We start from the raw sequence: 16,077 nt of genomic DNA, 5'->3' as shown, positions 1-16,077 counted from the left end.
GGGCATTTTTGTTTGCGGTGCCGATGTTACGCAGCCGGCGGTACTGCTCCATGCGGCGTCAGCCGGTCGATCAGTTCGGGCAGGCCTTCGCTGAGGCTTGAAGCCACGTCGTCGGCCGACAGCCCGGTTTTCTCCGCGAGCGACTGGAGCGCACCCGTACCGCCCAGCGCGGAGGACAAATCCGACGCGCTCACGGCCTGGTTCGCGCCTGTGCCAATCCACGAATCGACCTGTTGGCCCAGACCCGCTTGCGCCAGGACGTCTCGCAGGGCGCCGATGCCGCCAGCGGCGGCGCCCATCGCCTGCGCCGAATCGCCCGCACCGCCTTGACCGCCAAGCAGGCCGCCGAGCAGCGACCCGAGATCCAGTCCACCCGCGGCCGAGGCACCGCCAGCGCCAGCGCCACCGAGCAATCCGCCCAGGACGCCGCCAAGCCCACCGAGGCCGCCCAGGCCACCGGCGCCCGCATCCGCACCTGCGGATGCCGCGCCACCGTCTGCCTCCTGGCCCTTGTGGCGCATCGCCATCATTGCCAGCAGGCCCAGCGCCATCATCATCTTGGGATTCAGGCCGCCTCCGGCCTGTTCGCCGTGCTGGCCACCGCCCAGTTGGCCGAGCACACCGCCCAGCACGCTATCGAGTAGTCCCATGTTTGACTCCTTTTAGGTCAAAACCCGCCAAGGATGGCGTTCAGTGTCGCCAGGCAGGTCAGCCCGGCGGTTTCCGTTCGCAGAATGCGCGGTCCCAATGACACGCCGATAAAACCGGCGCGGCGCGCGCGGTCTTCTTCTTCCGGCGACAAGCCGCCCTCGGGCCCGATCAGCAACGTCACGCCACCGGCGCGCCATGCCTCGCGCTCGGCTTGCGCCAGTTCGGGCAGCGATGCCGATGCGCGTGGCGAGAGCAGCAGCTTTGCAGCAGTGGCTGGCGCGCTGGCCAGCCACGACTCCACGTTAGCCACGGGCGCCAACGCCGGCAAGCGGTTACGGCCGCATTGTTCGCAAGCGGCCTCGATCAGTGCCTGCCAGTGCGCTTGGCGCTTGGTGGCGCGCTCGCCGGATAGCCGGACGACGGATCTGGCAGCCTGAAGCGGCTGGATGGCGGATACACCGAGTTCCACGGCCTTTTCGATCAGCCAGTCCATCTTGTCGCCACCAGCAAGGCCCTGGGCCAGCGTGACGGCGAATGGGGTTTCGGCTTCCGATGCGTCGTGGGTGCCAAGCGTCGCGCTGGCGTGGCGCTTGGCGATCTCGGTCAGCGTGGCCGGGTGGCTGCCGCCCTGGCCGTTGAACAGGGTGATGGCGTCACCGGGCGCCAGGCGCAACACGTGGACGTGGCGCACAACGGCGTCGGGCAATTCCAATACGGTGTCCGCGGCGAGCGCCGCATCGACAAAAAATCTGGGTGGCATCAGGGAGTGGGTTTGGAATCCGGGGTCTTGGGCAGCGGCGTCGCAAAGCCCCAGCGGTAGCCATCGGGATCTTCGAGCATGCAGTACCGGTCGCCCCAGAACTGGTCGGCGGGCGGCGTGACGCTTGCGGCGCCAGCGGCCACGGCCCTTGCGTAGATCGCATCCACGTCAGCGCAGTAGACATAGAACGTTTGCGGGGCTTCCACACCTAGCGACCGGGGTGTGCGTGCCGTGCTGCCCCACGCGCCCTCAGGCGCGAACATGATCACCAACTGGCCCTCGTAATGCATCTCGGCGTGCATGGGCACGCCGTTTTCATCGACGACATGGCCGGCCGCGAAGCCGAAAGCCCGCGCATAGAAATCCAGGGCGGCGCGACCGCTGGCGACCGTCAGATAGGGTGTGAGCCAGGGCGTGTTGGGCGGTCTGGACATGATGATCTCCCGGATGGAACGAATCTCGTCCCCGCGCTGCTTGGCGCGAGGCGCGTCCGTGCATGTTACGCGGGACGGCTGCCGCTGTCGAAGATCGCCTGCACGTGCCGCGGATGGACGAACAGGGCAGGGTGCAGGTGCGCGTGATAGGCCCGTAGCTTGTGTTCGAGCTGCCACTGCTGCAGGCGCGCTGCGATCTTGTCGGCAGGCTGCGCGGCGATATCGAGCGCATCACTGGCCAGCGCAATGCCCCACAGCGCGCCATAGGCGGGGACGAAGGTCGTCAGCGGCGCGACATGCCGGAACACATGCCGCAGCCGTGCCAGCAGCCGCCGCGCCGTTTCTGGCCGATGCAGCGGCGGCCCCAAGTGCAGCGACATCGCGCCGCCGGGCGCCAGGCAGCGGCGCGCGGTATGCAGGCCATGCGGGGAGAACAGGGCGGCCGCGGGGCTGCCGTCGTCAGCTTCGGTCAGGTCATAGACGATCAGGTCGAACTGGCGTCCGGCGCGCGCGAAAGCTTCCATCAGGCCGAGTCCTTCGCCGATCGCCAGGCTCAGGCGTGGGTCGCCGGGTTCGTCGAGCGCGCCCTGGTGGATGCCGCGCAGCCACTCGCGCGCCAGCCGGACCACCTCGCCGTCGAGTTCGGCCACTACCACCTCTCGCATGGTGGGGATACGCAGCAGTTCGAATGCCGATCCGCCGTCGCCGCCGCCCACCACCAGCGCGCTGCGCGGTGCGCCATGGGTGGCCGCCATTGGTGCCACCATCAGTTCATGCTGGATCCAGGCGTCGGCTTCGGTGCTCATCACGCGGCCATCGAGCCGGAAGATCCGGCCAAAATGTGCGCTTTCCCCGATTTCTATCTGCTGATAAGGGCTGCAGGCGGCCGCTAGCAATGTGATTTCGCCCAGCGTGGTGCCCACGCCGGGTATCAACCATTCGGTCCAGGCTTGAGTCCCCCTTCGGAGTGCCGGATCCGTCCCGGGAATTCCCCCTGCTTCTGCTAAAATTGCGGTTTTCCCGCCGTCAGGTTCTCGCATGTCTGCCCTCGCCCATCCCGCCACAAGTCCTTACGCCAACCAACCCGTCAAACTGATGGCGGATGCCATCCGCGTGCTTGCCATGGACGCTGTCCAGCAAGCGAACTCCGGTCACCCCGGTGCGCCGATGGGTATGGCCGACATGGCCGTGGCGCTGTGGGGCCGGCATCTGAAGCATAACCCCGTCAATCCGCACTGGCCTGACCGCGACCGCTTCGTGCTGTCCAACGGCCACGGATCGATGCTGATCTACGCGCTGCTGCACCTGACCGGCTATGACCTGCCGATCGAGGAACTGAAGAACTTCCGCCAGTTGCACAGCAAGACCGCTGGTCACCCGGAGTATGGCATTACCCCGGGCGTGGAAACCACGACCGGCCCGCTGGGCCAGGGCATCACCAATGCCGTCGGCATGGCGCTGGCCGAGCGCCTGCTGGGCGAGGAATTCAACCGCCCGGGTTTCGACATCGTCAACCATCACACGTACGTGTTCATGGGCGATGGCTGCCTGATGGAAGGCATCAGCCACGAAGCCTGCTCGCTGGCCGGCACGCTCAAGCTGAACAAGCTGATCGGCTTCTGGGATGACAACGGCATCTCCATCGACGGCGACGTGGTGCACTGGTTTGCCGACGACACGCCGAAGCGTTTCGAAGCGTATGGCTGGAACGTGATCCGCGCCGTGGACGGCCACGACGTGGCTGCCGTCGACAACGCCATCGCGCTGGCCAAGGCCAGCGACAAGCCGACCCTGATCTGCTGCCGCACCGTCATCGGCAAGGGTGCGCCGAACAAGGCCGGCGGCCACGACGTGCACGGCGCGCCGCTGGGCGGCGCCGAAGTGCTAGCCACCCGCGAAGCGCTGGGCTGGACCCACGCCCCGTTCGAGGTGCCGCAGGACGCGTACCTCGCCTGGGATGCGAAGCCGAACGGCCACGCGCTGGAAAAGGCCTGGGACGCGCTGTTCGACGCCTACGCCGAAGTGCATCCGTACGAAGCCGGTGAGTTCAAGCGCCGCGTGCGAGGCGAGCTGCCGGGCGCGTTCGATGAGGCCGTGGACGCCTACATCGCCAAGTGCGAGGAGAAGGCCGAGACGATCGCTACCCGCAAGGCCAGCCAGAACTCGATCGAGGCACTGGCGCCGGTACTGCCGGAACTGCTGGGCGGCTCGGCCGACCTGACCGGTTCGAACCTGACCAACTGGTCGGGCACGCAGGCCGTTCGCTTCGACTCGTGGGGCAACCACATCAACTACGGTGTGCGTGAGTTCGGCATGAGCGCGATCATGAACGGCATCGCGCTGCATGGTGGCTACATCCCCTACGGCGCCACGTTCCTGACGTTCTCGGACTACAGTCGCAACGCGCTGCGCATGGCCGCGCTGATGAAGATCCGCTCGCTGTTCGTGTTCACGCATGATTCGATCGGCCTGGGCGAAGACGGTCCGACTCACCAGTCGATCGAACACGTGGCCAGCCTGCGTCTGATCCCGAACATGGATGTCTGGCGTACCGCCGACACCACCGAAACCGCTGTGGCCTGGGCGTACTCGATCCGCCGCGAGAACGGCCCGAGCTGCCTGATTTTCAGCCGCCAGAACCTGCCGTTCCAGAAGCGTGACGATGTCACGCGCGCCAACATCGCGCGCGGTGGCTACGTGCTGCGCGATGGCACGAATCCGCGCAAGAAGCGCCCGGATGCCGTGATTATCGCCACCGGCTCGGAAGTCGGTCTGGCCGTGGGCGCCGCCGATGCGCTGGCCGTGGAAGGCGTGCACGTGCGCGTGGTGTCGGTCCCGTCGACCTCCGTGTTCGACAAGCAGGACGCCGCCTACAAGGCCAGCGTGCTGCCGGCCGGCGTGCCGCGCATCGCCGTGGAAGCGGGCGTCACCGATTTCTGGTGGAAGTACCAGGTTCAGGCCGTCGTCGGTATCGACACGTTCGGCGAATCGGCTCCGGCAGGCGTGCTGTTCAAGCACTTCGGCTTCACCGTGGAAAACGTGGCCGATACGGTGCGCGCCACGCTCGCCCAGTAATTCTCGCCAGCGCGGTAGGCCGGCGCGAGGCGCCGGCTGCGGCGCCGGCCCCAGCTTTATCGCGATTGCTCTCTAGGAGATAGACATGACCATCAAGATCGGCATCAACGGCTTTGGCCGCATCGGGCGCATGGTGTTCCGCGCCGCCGCCGCGAACTTCAAGGACATTGAAGTCGTCGCCATCAACGACCTGCTGGAACCGGACTACCTGGCGTACATGCTGAAGTACGACTCGGTCCACGGCCGCTTCGACGGTGAAGTGTCGGTGGAAGGCAACACGCTCGTGGTCAATGGCAAGAAGATCCGCCTGACCGCCGTCAAGGATCCGTCCGAGCTGAAGTGGGGCGAAGTCGGCGCCGACGTGGTGATCGAGTCGACCGGCATCTTCCTGACGAAGGAAGGCGCGCAGAAGCACATCGACGCGGGCGCCAAGAAGGTGATCATGTCGGCCCCGTCGAAGGACGACACCCCGATGTTCGTGTTCGGCGTGAACCACGAGACGTACAAGGGCGAAGCGATCATCTCGAACGCAAGCTGCACGACCAACTGCCTGGCCCCGGTGGCCAAGGTCCTGAACGACAAGTGGGGCATCAAGCGCGGTCTGATGACGACCGTGCACGCTGCTACCGCCACGCAGAAGACCGTGGATGGTCCGTCGAACAAGGACTGGCGCGGTGGTCGCGGCATCCTGGAAAACATCATCCCGTCGTCGACTGGCGCCGCAAAGGCCGTTGGCGTGGTGATCCCGCAGCTGAACAAGAAGCTGACGGGCATGTCGTTCCGCGTGCCGACCTCGGACGTTTCGGTGGTCGACCTGACCGTCGAACTGGAAAACCCGGCCAAGTACGAAGAAATCTGCGCCGAGATGAAGGCCCAGAGCCAGGGCGCGCTGAAGGGCGTGCTGGGCTACACCGAAGACAAGGTTGTGGCCACGGACTTCCGCGGCGATGCCCGCACCTCGATTTTCGATGCTGAAGCCGGTATCGCGCTGGACGGCACGTTCATCAAGGTCGTGAGCTGGTACGACAACGAGTGGGGCTATTCGAACAAGTGCCTGGAAATGGCACGCGTCGTGGCTAAGTAAGCCATCCTCGCTGAATAAAAAACGCGCCCTCGGGCGCGTTTTTTATTGCTCAGGCGGCAGGTGGGGTGACTGGTGGCGTCAGCGGCCGCGCATCGATAGCATCGCCATCGACGAGGAAGTGGCCACCCGCGACATGGTGGATCGTGCGCAGGTCGTCTTGGCCGGTAAAGTGCCAGCGGCCATTGCTGAAGACGCGGCCGTCGGCGTGGGCGGCGACCACTTCGCCGAGAAACAGATCGTAGCTGTTCTGGATCGCGGGTTCTGGCAACAGCCTGCATTCCAGCCACGCCGCACAGCCTTCGAGCAGCGGGGCGCCGATCACGCTGCCAGCGAAGGTCTGCAAGCCGTACGCGGCGAACTTGTCGATGCCTTGCTTTTCCGTCAGGGCCCGTCCCGAACTGGAGCCCAGTGCCTGCGTGATATCGACCTGGGCGGCGGTGGGAACCTGTAACGCGAATTCGCCGCTTGCCTCAAGCAACTGGCGCGTCCAGGTGGACTTGTCCAGCACCACGGCCACCTTCGGCGGGGCGAAATCGAGCGGCATGGCCCATGCCGCCGCCATGATATTGCGTTGCCCATTGTGCGCGGCACTGACCAGAACGGTCGGACCGTGATTCAGCAGGCGATAGGCTTTGGCGAGATCAACGTCGAGTCGGTGGGAAGGCATGGCTTGATCTGAAACAAGACAGGGCGGGCTGCGAGGCAGAATTGGAACGCCTTCAGGCACTATAGCGGGTCATGGAATTCAATGAATGGCGATTTTTGACATTATCTGTCTCAAAGTTGTCAAAAATCCGCGAAAGTTCGCGTTCAGTAATGCGAGAAATGCTGAATTTGCTTTTCGCTCCTGTTATTTTCTCTTACACTCGGAAGGATCTATTAATGTCTGATGTGCAGCCCGTGAAAGTGGTGGGGCCATCGAAGCGTAAGACATAACAAACCGGGCCTGATCATGGTGAACGTGGATACCAAGCTGCTCGTGATCTTCACCGAGTTGCTCAGCAAGCGTAACGCCACTTATGTGGCGGAAAAGATGCACATGACCGCGCCGGCCGTTTCTCACTCGCTCGGCCGACTGCGCGAAATCTTCGACGATCCCCTTTTCATTCGGGTGCCTCATGGTCTGACTCCAACGCCGCGCGCGCTGGAACTGGGCCCGAAGATCCGGGACATGCTCGACCTCTGGTCGTCGATCAACGAGGGGGATGCCGATAATTTCGATCCGGCCATCGCCACCGGCACGTTGAATATCGGTTTTGCCGCCGAACTTGGCGACACGGTTTTCAACCGCTTTGTCCTGCGCATCAAGCAACTGGCTCCGGATCTGCATATCCGTCTGGTCGAATCGCATTCGTGGGAAGCCGACGTCGCGTCGATGCGTGCCAACGAACTCGATCTGGCCTTTTCGCCGTTCCCGACCCGCCATCCCGAAATCGTCGAGGAAGTGGTGACGTCGCTGAACCTGTGGGTTTGCGCGCGCGGAATCATCCGCTCCTGAAGAACGATTGCACGCTCGAGCAATACCTCGACTGCAGCCATATCTTCATGGCGCATTCCGGTGGCGCGGGCCGTCCGGCGCCGGCACTGATTCCGCTCGACTACGCGCTGCAGCAGCGGGGCCTGAAGCGGAATGCCACGCTGACCGTCCATTCGTGGCGTGCCCAGGCCGAACTGGCTTCCCAGACCGACATGATCTTCACGGTCAACGCGCTGACCAAGGACATGGCCTGTGAAACGTATGGCCTGAAGGCCTACCCGCTGCCAGCGGAGCTCAATACGATGCTGGGCCTGAATATGTTCTGGCACCGCAGCCGCAATACCCATCCGATGCTGGTCTGGGCACGTGGTCTCTTCCGTCAGGTGGTTGGCGAGTTTCTGGGCCTGCCTGCGGCAGCCGCCGCCGCGCCGCGTAGCCTGCGCGTCGTGGCCGAGCAGGATCTGACGCAGGAGTAACGCTGTGTCGACCCAATAAAAAACCGGCGCCTTGGCGCCGGTTTTTTATTGCCTGCCGCTGGGCGGGTACCGCCGCGGGGTTATCGTCTTGGTCTGTGGGGGCAATCGTCCTTGGTGCAGTTGCCATAGAGCGACAGGGCGTGTTCCTGCAGCGCAAAGCCGCGCTCGCGGGCGATGCTCTGTTGCCGCTGCTCGATATCGGCATCGAAGAATTCCTCGACGCGCCCGCAATCCAGGCACACCAGGTGATCGTGGTGCTTGCCTTCGTTCAGTTCGAAAATCGCCTTGCCCGACTCGAAGTTGTTCCGCGAGAGCAGGCCAGCCTGTTCGAACTGCGTGAGAACGCGATAGACCGTGGCGAGGCCGATGTCCATATGCTCATTGAGCAGGATGCGATAGACATCTTCCGCGCTCAGATGGCGCTGTTCGCTGGTCTGGAAGATTTCAAGGATCTTCAGGCGGGGGACGGTCGCCTTGAGGCCGATATTTTTGAGGTCCGCCGGACTCGGCATGGGCGTGACTCCCTAGAGTACAATGTCTGGATAGTTGAATCATAAGGGTTTTGGCGGCAAATGTCGCCCCGGTGCCATGACGCGTACACGCCGCTCTCCGCGGAGTGACCAGAATGCGCCTGGCCGTGCCGGATGCCTCCGCAGTCTAGGGGTGTGCCGGTGCCGGTATCTACCCATTCCCGTCTGGAAGCGAGATACATGCGTTCATTCCGTTCGTCCGCCATGCGCCCCGCGCTGGTGTCTTCCCTGCTGGCGGCGGCACTGCTGGCCGGTGCCTGTTCCGCCTACGACAGCACCTCGCGCAAGGTGGCCGATGCCATCACGCCGTATCGGATCAACATCGTCCAGGGCAACTTCGTGTCGCGCGAGGCCGTGTCGCAATTGCGCGAAGGCATGACGCGCGATCAGGTGCGCTTCCTGCTCGGCACCCCGTTGCTGACGGACGTCTTTCACGCGGATCGGTGGGACTATTACTTCTCTTTCCGTCGTGGCAGCCGGCCGGTGGTGCAATCGCGCCAGTTCACCGTGTACTTCGAGGGTGACAAGCTTGTGCGGTGGGTGGGCAACGAGTTGCCGTCCGAATATGAGCTTATCGCCGAAATTGACGGCATGAAGGCGGCGCAGAAGAATCAGACGCCAGGCAAGCTCATCTTTGGCGGCGAGCCAGCGTCAGCATCCGCGCCGGCGGCAATGCCGGCATCGGCATCGGCTGCCATGCCCGTCGCGGCAGCGAGCGAACCGGCCGCCGCGCCGGCGGCCGTGGCACCTGCTGCCGCCGAGGCCGCTCAGCAAAAGCCGGCCGAGGCGCCAGCCAGCGCGGCATCGGACGTTCCGGCCAAACCTGCCAGCTAAACGCGGCGGCGGGTCCATTTCAGACACCCAAGCCGTCCGGTCGAATGCCGGACGGTTTTCATTCCGACATACCCAATCATGAAAATCGCCATTGCAGGGGCTTCCGGCCGCATGGGTCGCATGTTGATCGAAACGGTGCTCAATACCGACGGCGTGACGCTGGCCGGCGCGCTCGACGTGCCGGGTGCTGCGGCGCTGGGCCAGGATGCCGGGCTGTTCCTGGGCCGCGAGACGGGCATCAAGATCTCCTCCGACATCGAGGCCGTGCTCTCGGCCTCCGACTGCCTGATTGACTTCACCCGCCCCGAGGGCACGCTGGCGCACCTGGCGGTGGCCAAGCGCCTGGGCAAGAAGATGGTGATCGGTACCACCGGTTTCGATGCCGCCGGCAAGCAGGCACTGGCCGATGCGGCCAAGTCGATCGGCGTGGTGTTTGCCGCGAACATGAGCGTCGGCGTCAACGCCACGTTCAAGCTGCTGGAAGTGGCGGCCAAGCTGCTGTCCACGGGCTACGACATCGAGATCATCGAAGCGCACCATCGTCACAAGGTCGACGCGCCGTCGGGCACGGCGCTGGCGATGGGCGAAGTGATCGCCAAGGCCATCGGCCGCGATCTCGACGAATGCGCGGTCTACGCGCGCGAAGGCCATACCGGCCCGCGCGACGCGAAGTCGATTGGCTTCGCGACGGTCCGTGGCGGCGATATCGTCGGCGATCACACGGTGATGTTCGCCGGCATTGGCGAGCGCATCGAGATCAGCCACAAGTCGTCCAGCCGCCAGTCGTATGCCGATGGTGCGGTGCGTGCGGCGCGTTTCCTGGCCGACAAGCCGAGCGGCATGTTTGACATGCAGGATGTGCTGGGCCTGAAGTAAGCCCGCAAGCACGCCCGGCGCGACCCAGAAGCGGGTCGCTCCAGCCTTTCCGTGCGAACCGTGGCGGACATACGCCACGGTTATAATCGTCTCTTTCGCATTTCCGATCCCCCCCGGTCGCCCGGCGCGCCAGTCGCCCGCGGACCGCTGCCCTGACCGTCGTCCCGACCATGCAAGACAAATATCTTCCGTCCGCCGTTGAACAAGCCGCCCAGCAGCACTGGCAAGCGATCGATGCCTACAAGGTGTCGGAGCACGCGGTCGGGCCCGACGGCAAGGAAAAGTCCAAGTTCTACGCCTGCTCGATGCTGCCCTACCCGTCGGGCAAGCTCCACATGGGCCACGTGCGCAACTACACGATCAACGACGTGATGGCGCGCTACCTGCGCATGAACGGCCGTAACGTGCTGATGCCGATGGGCTGGGATGCATTCGGGATGCCGGCGGAGAACGCCGCGCTGAACAACGGCGTGGCACCGGCTGCCTGGACCTACGACAACATCGCTTACATGAAGAAGCAGATGCAGTCGATGGGCCTGGCGATCGACTGGTCGCGCGAAGTGGCGACCTGCAGCCCCGAGTACTACCGCTGGAACCAGTGGCTGTTCCTGAAGATGCTGGAAAAGGGCATCGCTTATCGCAAGACCGGCACCGTGAACTGGGATCCGGTGGACCAGACCGTGCTGGCCAACGAGCAGGTCATCGACGGCCGTGGCTGGCGTTCGGGCGCGGTGGTCGAAAAGCGTGAAATCCCGATGTACTACCTGCGTATCACCGATTACGCGCAGGAATTGCTTGGCGACCTCGACGGCCTCGGCTGGCCCGAGCGCGTCAAGATCATGCAGCAGAACTGGATCGGCCGCAGTGAAGGTGTGCGATTCGCCTTCCCGCATGAGATCAAGGACGCGGATGGCAAGCTGATCAACGACGGCAAGCTTTACGTGTTCACCACGCGCGCCGACACGATCATGGGCGTGACGTTCTGCGCCGTGGCCGCCGAGCATCCGCTGGCCACGCACGCCGCCGAGAGCAACCCGGCGCTGGCCGCGTTCATCGAGGAATGCAAGCACGGTTCCGTCATGGAAGCCGACATGGCGACCATGGAGAAGAAGGGGATGCCGACCGGCCTCAAGGTCACGCACCCGCTGACCGGCGAGCAGGTCGACGTCTGGGTCGGCAACTACGTGCTGATGACCTATGGCGACGGCGCCGTGATGGGCGTGCCGGCGCATGACGAGCGCGACTTCGCGTTCGCGCTCAAGTACAACCTGCCGATCAAGCAGGTCATCGACGTCAAGGGTCAGGCCTATTCGACCGACGCGTGGCTCGAGTGGTACGGCGACAAGGAACACGGCCTCTGCATTCATAGTGGCAAGTACGACGGTCTCGGCTACAAGGCCGCCGTCGACGCCATCGCCGCCGATCTGGCCGCCAAGGGCCTGGGCGAGAAGAAGGTGACCTGGCGCCTGCGCGACTGGGGCATTTCGCGCCAGCGTTACTGGGGCACGCCGATCCCGTTGATCCACTGCGACAGCTGCGGTGTGGTGCCGGTGCCAGAGAAGGATCTGCCGGTGGTGCTTCCCGAGGACCTCGTGCCGGACGGCACGGGCAACCCGCTGGCCAAGGACCCGCGATTCCTGGAGTGCACCTGCCCGTCGTGCGGCAAGCCGGCGCGCCGCGAGACCGACACGATGGATACGTTCATCGACTCGTGCTGGTATTACATGCGCTATACGTGCCCCGACGCTGGCACGATGGTCGATGCGCGCAACGATTACTGGATGCCGATGGACCAGTACATCGGCGGCATCGAACACGCGATTCTGCACCTGTTGTACGCACGCTTCTGGACCAAGGTCATGCGCGACATGGGCCTGGTCAAGTTCGACGAGCCGTTCACGAACCTGCTCACGCAGGGTATGGTGCTCAACGAGACGTTCTACCGCGAGGACGCCTCCGGCAAGAAGACCTGGTACAACCCGGCCGACGTGGACGTGCAGACCGATGAGCGCGGCCGCCCGGCTGGCGCCACGGCGAAGGCCGACGGTCAGCCGGTGGTGATCGGCGGCATCGAGAAGATGTCGAAGTCGAAGAACAACGGCATCGACCCGCAGGCGCTGATCGACCAGTACGGCGCCGATACCGCACGCCTGTTCGTGATGTTCGCCGCGCCGCCCGAGCAGCAACTCGAATGGAGCGGTTCGGGTGTGGAGGGCGCGTCGCGCTTCCTGCGCCGTGTGTGGAACTACGGCTATGCGAACGCCCAGGCGATCCGCGATGGCGCCGGCACCGCGCCCACGGCCGATGACGCCACGCTGCGCCGCGAGATCCACACCGTGCTCAAGCAGGCCAACTACGATTACGAGCGCATCCAGTACAACACCGTGGTGTCCGCCACGATGAAGATGCTGAACGCGCTGGAAGATGCGAAGACCGCTTCGCCGGCCGGGCGCCGTGAAGGCTTCAGCGTGCTGCTGCGCGTGCTGTACCCGGTGGTGCCGCACATCGCCCACAGGCTGTGGCAGGAACTCGGCTACGCCGCCGAGACGGTCGACATTCTCGACGCCGCATGGCCGCAAGTCGACGAAGCCGCGCTGGTGCGCAGCGAGATCGAACTGGTGCTGCAGGTCAACGGCAAGGTGCGTGGCAGCCTGACGGTGCCGGCCGATGCTGACCGCACCGCGATCGAGGCCACCGCAGCCGCCAGCGAGATCGTGGCCAAGTTCGCCGCCGGTGCCGCACCGAAGAAGATCGTGGTGGTGCCGGGCCGTCTCGTCAACGTCGTGCTCTGAAGCACGCGGACTGGAATCAGCAGACAGGGATAACGAATGGATCGACCGAACATGGGACGCCGCGGTTTCTTCGCCATCGGCGCCGCGGCAGCGGCGGCGGCATTGCTGGGTGGCTGCGGCTTCCATATGCGCGGTAACGCCGATTTCGCGTTCAAGCGGCTCTATATCGGCATTCCCGCGAATTCGCTGATGGGTGCGGATTTGCGCCGCAACATCCGCAATGGCTCGGACACGCAGATCGTTACCGACCCGAAGGAAGCGGACGCACTGCTCGACGTGCTGGCCGATACGCGGGCCAAGTCGATCCTCTCGATTACCACCGAGGGTGTGGTGCGGGAATACCGTCTGACCTACCGCTTTACCTTCCGCCTGCGCGATGCCAGTGGCAAGGAGCTGATCCCGCCGTCGACGCTGCTGCTGACGCGCGACCTGACTTACAACGAAGCCAACACGCTGGCCAAGGACTACGAAGAGCAGCAGCTCTATCGCGACATGCAGCGCGACGTTGTGAATCAGCTCATGCGCCGGCTGGCCTCGGTCAAGACGATCTGACGCGCCGGGTATCGGCGCGACTCAGGCCGACACAGGAAACATAGGGCGACAATGCAGCTCAAGCTCGACGGACTCGAGGCACATCTGAGGCAGGCGCAGGCCAAGGGCCTGGCGCCGCTTTACGTCGTTCACGGCGACGAGCACCTGCTGGTGCTGGAGGCGGTAGATCGCCTGCGCCGCGCGGCGCGCGAGGCCGGTTTCTCCGAGCGCGACGTGCTGGTGGCCGAACGTGGCTTCCAGTGGGGCCAGGTCATCGAGGCACAGCAGTCGATGTCGCTGTTCGGCGACCGCAAGATCGTCGAGTTGCGTATTCCATCGGGCAAGCCGGGCAAGGACGGCGGCGAGGCATTGCGCGCCGCGGCCGCCCAGCCGTCGCCCGATGTGGTGATGCTGGTCACGCTGCCGCGCCTGGATTTCGCCACGACGAAATCGGCCTGGTTCCAGGCGCTGGAGTCGGCGGGGGTGTCGATCAAGGTCGATGCCGTGGACCGCACACGGCTGCCCGCCTGGGTGGGCGAACGACTCGGCCTGCAGCAGCAGCGGGTGGAGTCGGGCGAGCCAGGGCGGCGCGCGCTGCAGTTCATCGCCGAGAAGGTCGAGGGCAATCTGCTGGCCGCGCATCAGGAAATTCAGAAGCTCGGCCTGCTTTATCCGCCCGGCGCGCTGACCTTCGACCAGGTTCAGGACGCGGTGCTGAACGTGGCCCGCTACGACGTGTTCAAACTGTCCGAAGCGATGCTCGGCGGCGACGTGCCGCGCCTGGTGCGTATGCTCGAAGGGCTGCGTGGCGAGGGCGAGGCTACGGTGCTGGTGCTGTGGGCGCTGACCGAGGAAATTCGCGTATTATCCAAGGTCCGGCAAGGCTTGGCGGGCGGCAAGCCAGCGGGCGTGCTGATGCGCGAACTGCGCGTCTGGGGCCCGCGCGAGCGGCTCGTACCACAGGCCGCGCAACGGCTGTCGATGCCGCAACTGGAAGCCGCGCTTGCCATGGCCGCGCGGCTGGACCGGCAGGTCAAGGGCCTGTCCGACCTGCCAGGCGCCGGCGGAGCGGCCGGCGCGTTGCCAGCCGAGCCATGGGACGGCCTGATGCAGCTTGCGCTGATGATCGCCAGACCTGCATGAGGCCTCCGGGCCCCCGGGGTCCGGACAGGTGACCGGAACACCGAACCAGAACAATCGCCGGCAGCCGCGCCGGCGCATCGACATCGCGGCACTCATAGCAGACCGGGCACAGGCCCGGACACCATCATGACCGAGTTCGATCTCCACGCTTACATGACCCGCGTCGGCCAGCAGGCCCGCGCGGCATCGCGCGCCATGGCGCGTGCTTCCACGGCCGACAAGAACCGCGCGCTGCTGACGATTGCCGCGGCCATCCGCCGCGATGCGGACAAGCTCAAGGCCGTCAATGCCCGCGACGTCGAACGCGCCCGCACCAACGGCCAGGACGCCGCCTTCATTGATCGCCTGACACTGTCGGACAAGGCGATCGCCACGATGGCAGCCGGCCTCGAGCAGATCGCCGCGCTGGCGGACCCGATCGGCGAAATCTCGAACATGAAGTTCCGTCCCACCGGCATTCAGGTGGGTCAGATGCGCGTGCCGCTCGGTGTGATCGGCATCATTTACGAATCGCGTCCGAACGTGACCATCGATGCGGCGGCGCTGTGCCTGAAGTCGGGCAACGCTACGATTTTGCGTGGCGGCTCCGAGGCGATCGAATCGAATACTGCCCTGGCCGCGCTCGTGGCCGAGGGACTGGCCGCGGCGGGGCTGCCCTCCGAAGCCGTGCAGGTGATCGAAACCACCGATCGCGCCGCGGTTGGTCGCCTGATCACGATGACCGAGTATGTCGACGTGATCGTGCCGCGCGGCGGCAAGAGCCTGATCGCCCGTTTGATGGAAGAGGCGCGCGTGCCGATGATCAAGCACCTGGACGGCATCTGCCACGTCTATATCGATGACGCCGCCGACCTCGAAAAGGCCGTGCGTGTGTGCGACAACGCCAAGACGCAGCGCTATGCGCCGTGCAACACGATGGAAACGCTGCTCGTGTCGCGCGAGATCGCTGCGAAGGCGCTGCCGCCGCTGTGCCGTATCTACCAGGAAAAGGGTGTCGAGTTGCGCGTCTGCCCGGCAACGCGCGCCACGCTGGAAGCCGCCGGCTTCTCGGGCCTGGTCGACGCCACCGAAGAGGACTGGCGTCTCGAGTACCTGGCGCCGGTGCTGGCGATCCGCACGGTGGACGGACTGGACGCCGCCATCGCACACATCAACACCTACGGGTCGGCGCATACCGATTCGATCATCACCGAGAACTACACCACCGGGATGCGTTTCCTGCGTGAAGTCGATTCGGCCAGCGTGATGATCAATGCCTCGACGCGCTTTGCCGACGGCTTCGAGTACGGCCTCGGCGCGGAGATCGGCATCTCCAACGACAAGCTCCACGCTCGCGGCCCGGTGGGCCTGGAAGGGCTGACCTCGCTCAAGTACGTCGTGTTCGGTCACGGCGAGATTCGTACGTAACCGGAGG

The 16,077-nt window shown here is 64.9% G+C and carries 14 protein-coding genes and 1 pseudogene; 9 read left to right on the top strand and 6 right to left on the bottom strand.

Features of this window, described 5'->3' with window-relative positions; genetic code table 11:
- Window positions 1-26: 26 nt before the first annotated feature.
- The 4 genes from K6G35_RS13570 to K6G35_RS13555 form a co-directional block, all read right to left on the bottom strand.
- Window positions 27-650 (bottom strand): YidB family protein, encoded by a 624-nt coding sequence (locus K6G35_RS13570; protein WP_035884640.1) that lies wholly within the window; start codon window positions 648-650, stop codon window positions 27-29.
- A 17-nt stretch (window positions 651-667) separates the two neighbouring features.
- Window positions 668-1,411: a 16S rRNA (uracil(1498)-N(3))-methyltransferase gene (locus tag K6G35_RS13565; protein ID WP_008645619.1), complete on the bottom strand. Its 744-nt coding sequence runs from the start codon at window positions 1,409-1,411 to the stop codon at window positions 668-670.
- Window positions 1,411-1,845 carry a VOC family protein gene (locus K6G35_RS13560; protein ID WP_008645620.1) on the bottom strand — a complete coding sequence of 145 codons (435 nt, stop codon included), beginning with the start codon at window positions 1,843-1,845 and terminating at the stop codon, window positions 1,411-1,413. The genes K6G35_RS13565 and K6G35_RS13560 overlap by 1 nt, the downstream gene beginning before the upstream one ends.
- 65 nt (window positions 1,846-1,910) lie before the next feature.
- Entirely contained in the window at window positions 1,911-2,768 is an 858-nt protein-coding gene (locus K6G35_RS13555; protein WP_234707107.1) for a spermine/spermidine synthase domain-containing protein, read from the bottom strand.
- Between the two features lie 115 nt (window positions 2,769-2,883).
- Here K6G35_RS13555 and tkt point away from each other — a divergent pair, with 115 nt between their 5' ends.
- Together tkt and gap are read left to right on the top strand one after the other, a co-directional pair.
- Window positions 2,884-4,920 (top strand): transketolase, encoded by a 2,037-nt coding sequence (gene tkt, locus K6G35_RS13550; protein ID WP_040011141.1) that lies wholly within the window; start codon window positions 2,884-2,886, stop codon window positions 4,918-4,920.
- A gap of 85 nt (window positions 4,921-5,005) precedes the next feature.
- Window positions 5,006-6,004, top strand: coding sequence for a type I glyceraldehyde-3-phosphate dehydrogenase (gap, locus tag K6G35_RS13545; RefSeq protein ID WP_008648578.1), 999 nt, complete (start codon window positions 5,006-5,008; stop codon window positions 6,002-6,004).
- A 49-nt stretch (window positions 6,005-6,053) separates the two neighbouring features.
- Here gap and K6G35_RS13540 read toward each other — a convergent pair whose 3' ends face one another.
- The gene (locus K6G35_RS13540; RefSeq protein ID WP_035884642.1) at window positions 6,054-6,671 is read right to left on the bottom strand and encodes a flavin reductase family protein; all 618 of its coding nucleotides are present in this window, start codon (window positions 6,669-6,671) and stop codon (window positions 6,054-6,056) included.
- 285 nt (window positions 6,672-6,956) lie between these two features.
- On the opposite strand from K6G35_RS13540, the pseudogene K6G35_RS13535 reads away from it, so the two are divergent.
- Window positions 6,957-7,957: pseudogene (locus K6G35_RS13535) on the top strand (LysR family transcriptional regulator).
- Window positions 7,958-8,037: 80 nt separating this feature from the next.
- Here the strand turns inward: K6G35_RS13535 and fur are convergent.
- Window positions 8,038-8,469 (bottom strand): ferric iron uptake transcriptional regulator, encoded by a 432-nt coding sequence (gene fur / locus K6G35_RS13530; RefSeq protein ID WP_008648581.1) that lies wholly within the window; start codon window positions 8,467-8,469, stop codon window positions 8,038-8,040.
- A 198-nt stretch (window positions 8,470-8,667) separates the two neighbouring features.
- Here fur and K6G35_RS13525 point away from each other — a divergent pair, with 198 nt between their 5' ends.
- The 6 genes from K6G35_RS13525 (at window position 8,668) to K6G35_RS13500 (ending at window position 16,070) form a co-directional block, all read left to right on the top strand.
- Window positions 8,668-9,321, top strand: a complete 654-nt coding sequence (locus tag K6G35_RS13525; protein ID WP_495675830.1) for an outer membrane protein assembly factor BamE — start codon at window positions 8,668-8,670, stop codon at window positions 9,319-9,321.
- Between the two features lie 78 nt (window positions 9,322-9,399).
- Window positions 9,400-10,197 carry a 4-hydroxy-tetrahydrodipicolinate reductase gene (dapB, locus tag K6G35_RS13520; RefSeq protein WP_008641871.1) on the top strand — a complete coding sequence of 266 codons (798 nt, stop codon included), beginning with the start codon at window positions 9,400-9,402 and terminating at the stop codon, window positions 10,195-10,197.
- Window positions 10,198-10,367: 170 nt separating this feature from the next.
- Complete coding sequence (gene leuS, locus K6G35_RS13515; protein ID WP_495675829.1) at window positions 10,368-12,989, top strand: leucine--tRNA ligase; 2,622 nt, start codon at window positions 10,368-10,370, stop codon at window positions 12,987-12,989.
- A 36-nt stretch (window positions 12,990-13,025) separates the two neighbouring features.
- Window positions 13,026-13,541: an LPS-assembly lipoprotein LptE gene (locus tag K6G35_RS13510; RefSeq protein WP_008641875.1), complete on the top strand. Its 516-nt coding sequence runs from the start codon at window positions 13,026-13,028 to the stop codon at window positions 13,539-13,541.
- Between the two features lie 51 nt (window positions 13,542-13,592).
- Window positions 13,593-14,663, top strand: coding sequence for a DNA polymerase III subunit delta (gene holA, locus K6G35_RS13505; RefSeq protein WP_495675828.1), 1,071 nt, complete (start codon window positions 13,593-13,595; stop codon window positions 14,661-14,663).
- 126 nt (window positions 14,664-14,789) lie between these two features.
- Window positions 14,790-16,070: a glutamate-5-semialdehyde dehydrogenase gene (locus K6G35_RS13500; protein WP_495675827.1), complete on the top strand. Its 1,281-nt coding sequence runs from the start codon at window positions 14,790-14,792 to the stop codon at window positions 16,068-16,070.
- Window positions 16,071-16,077 lie beyond the last annotated feature (7 nt).

The organism is Cupriavidus sp. HY129, assembly GCF_059492215.1.
The sequence above is the reverse complement of the archived record's forward strand: the minus strand, read 5'-3'. Positions and strand labels throughout refer to the sequence as shown.

Coding starts and splice junctions, on each gene's coding strand:
- K6G35_RS13570 (WP_035884640.1), bottom strand. CDS start 650: ATGGGACTACTCGATAGCGTGCTGGGCGGTGTGCTCGGCCAACTGGGC.
- K6G35_RS13565 (WP_008645619.1), bottom strand. CDS start 1,411: ATGCCACCCAGATTTTTTGTCGATGCGGCGCTCGCCGCGGACACCGTA.
- K6G35_RS13560 (WP_008645620.1), bottom strand. CDS start 1,845: ATGTCCAGACCGCCCAACACGCCCTGGCTCACACCCTATCTGACGGTC.
- tkt (WP_040011141.1), top strand. CDS start 2,884: ATGTCTGCCCTCGCCCATCCCGCCACAAGTCCTTACGCCAACCAACCC.
- gap (WP_008648578.1), top strand. CDS start 5,006: ATGACCATCAAGATCGGCATCAACGGCTTTGGCCGCATCGGGCGCATG.
- K6G35_RS13540 (WP_035884642.1), bottom strand. CDS start 6,671: ATGCCTTCCCACCGACTCGACGTTGATCTCGCCAAAGCCTATCGCCTG.
- fur (WP_008648581.1), bottom strand. CDS start 8,469: ATGCCGAGTCCGGCGGACCTCAAAAATATCGGCCTCAAGGCGACCGTC.
- K6G35_RS13525 (WP_495675830.1), top strand. CDS start 8,668: ATGCGTTCATTCCGTTCGTCCGCCATGCGCCCCGCGCTGGTGTCTTCC.
- dapB (WP_008641871.1), top strand. CDS start 9,400: ATGAAAATCGCCATTGCAGGGGCTTCCGGCCGCATGGGTCGCATGTTG.
- leuS (WP_495675829.1), top strand. CDS start 10,368: ATGCAAGACAAATATCTTCCGTCCGCCGTTGAACAAGCCGCCCAGCAG.
- K6G35_RS13510 (WP_008641875.1), top strand. CDS start 13,026: ATGGATCGACCGAACATGGGACGCCGCGGTTTCTTCGCCATCGGCGCC.
- holA (WP_495675828.1), top strand. CDS start 13,593: ATGCAGCTCAAGCTCGACGGACTCGAGGCACATCTGAGGCAGGCGCAG.
- K6G35_RS13500 (WP_495675827.1), top strand. CDS start 14,790: ATGACCGAGTTCGATCTCCACGCTTACATGACCCGCGTCGGCCAGCAG.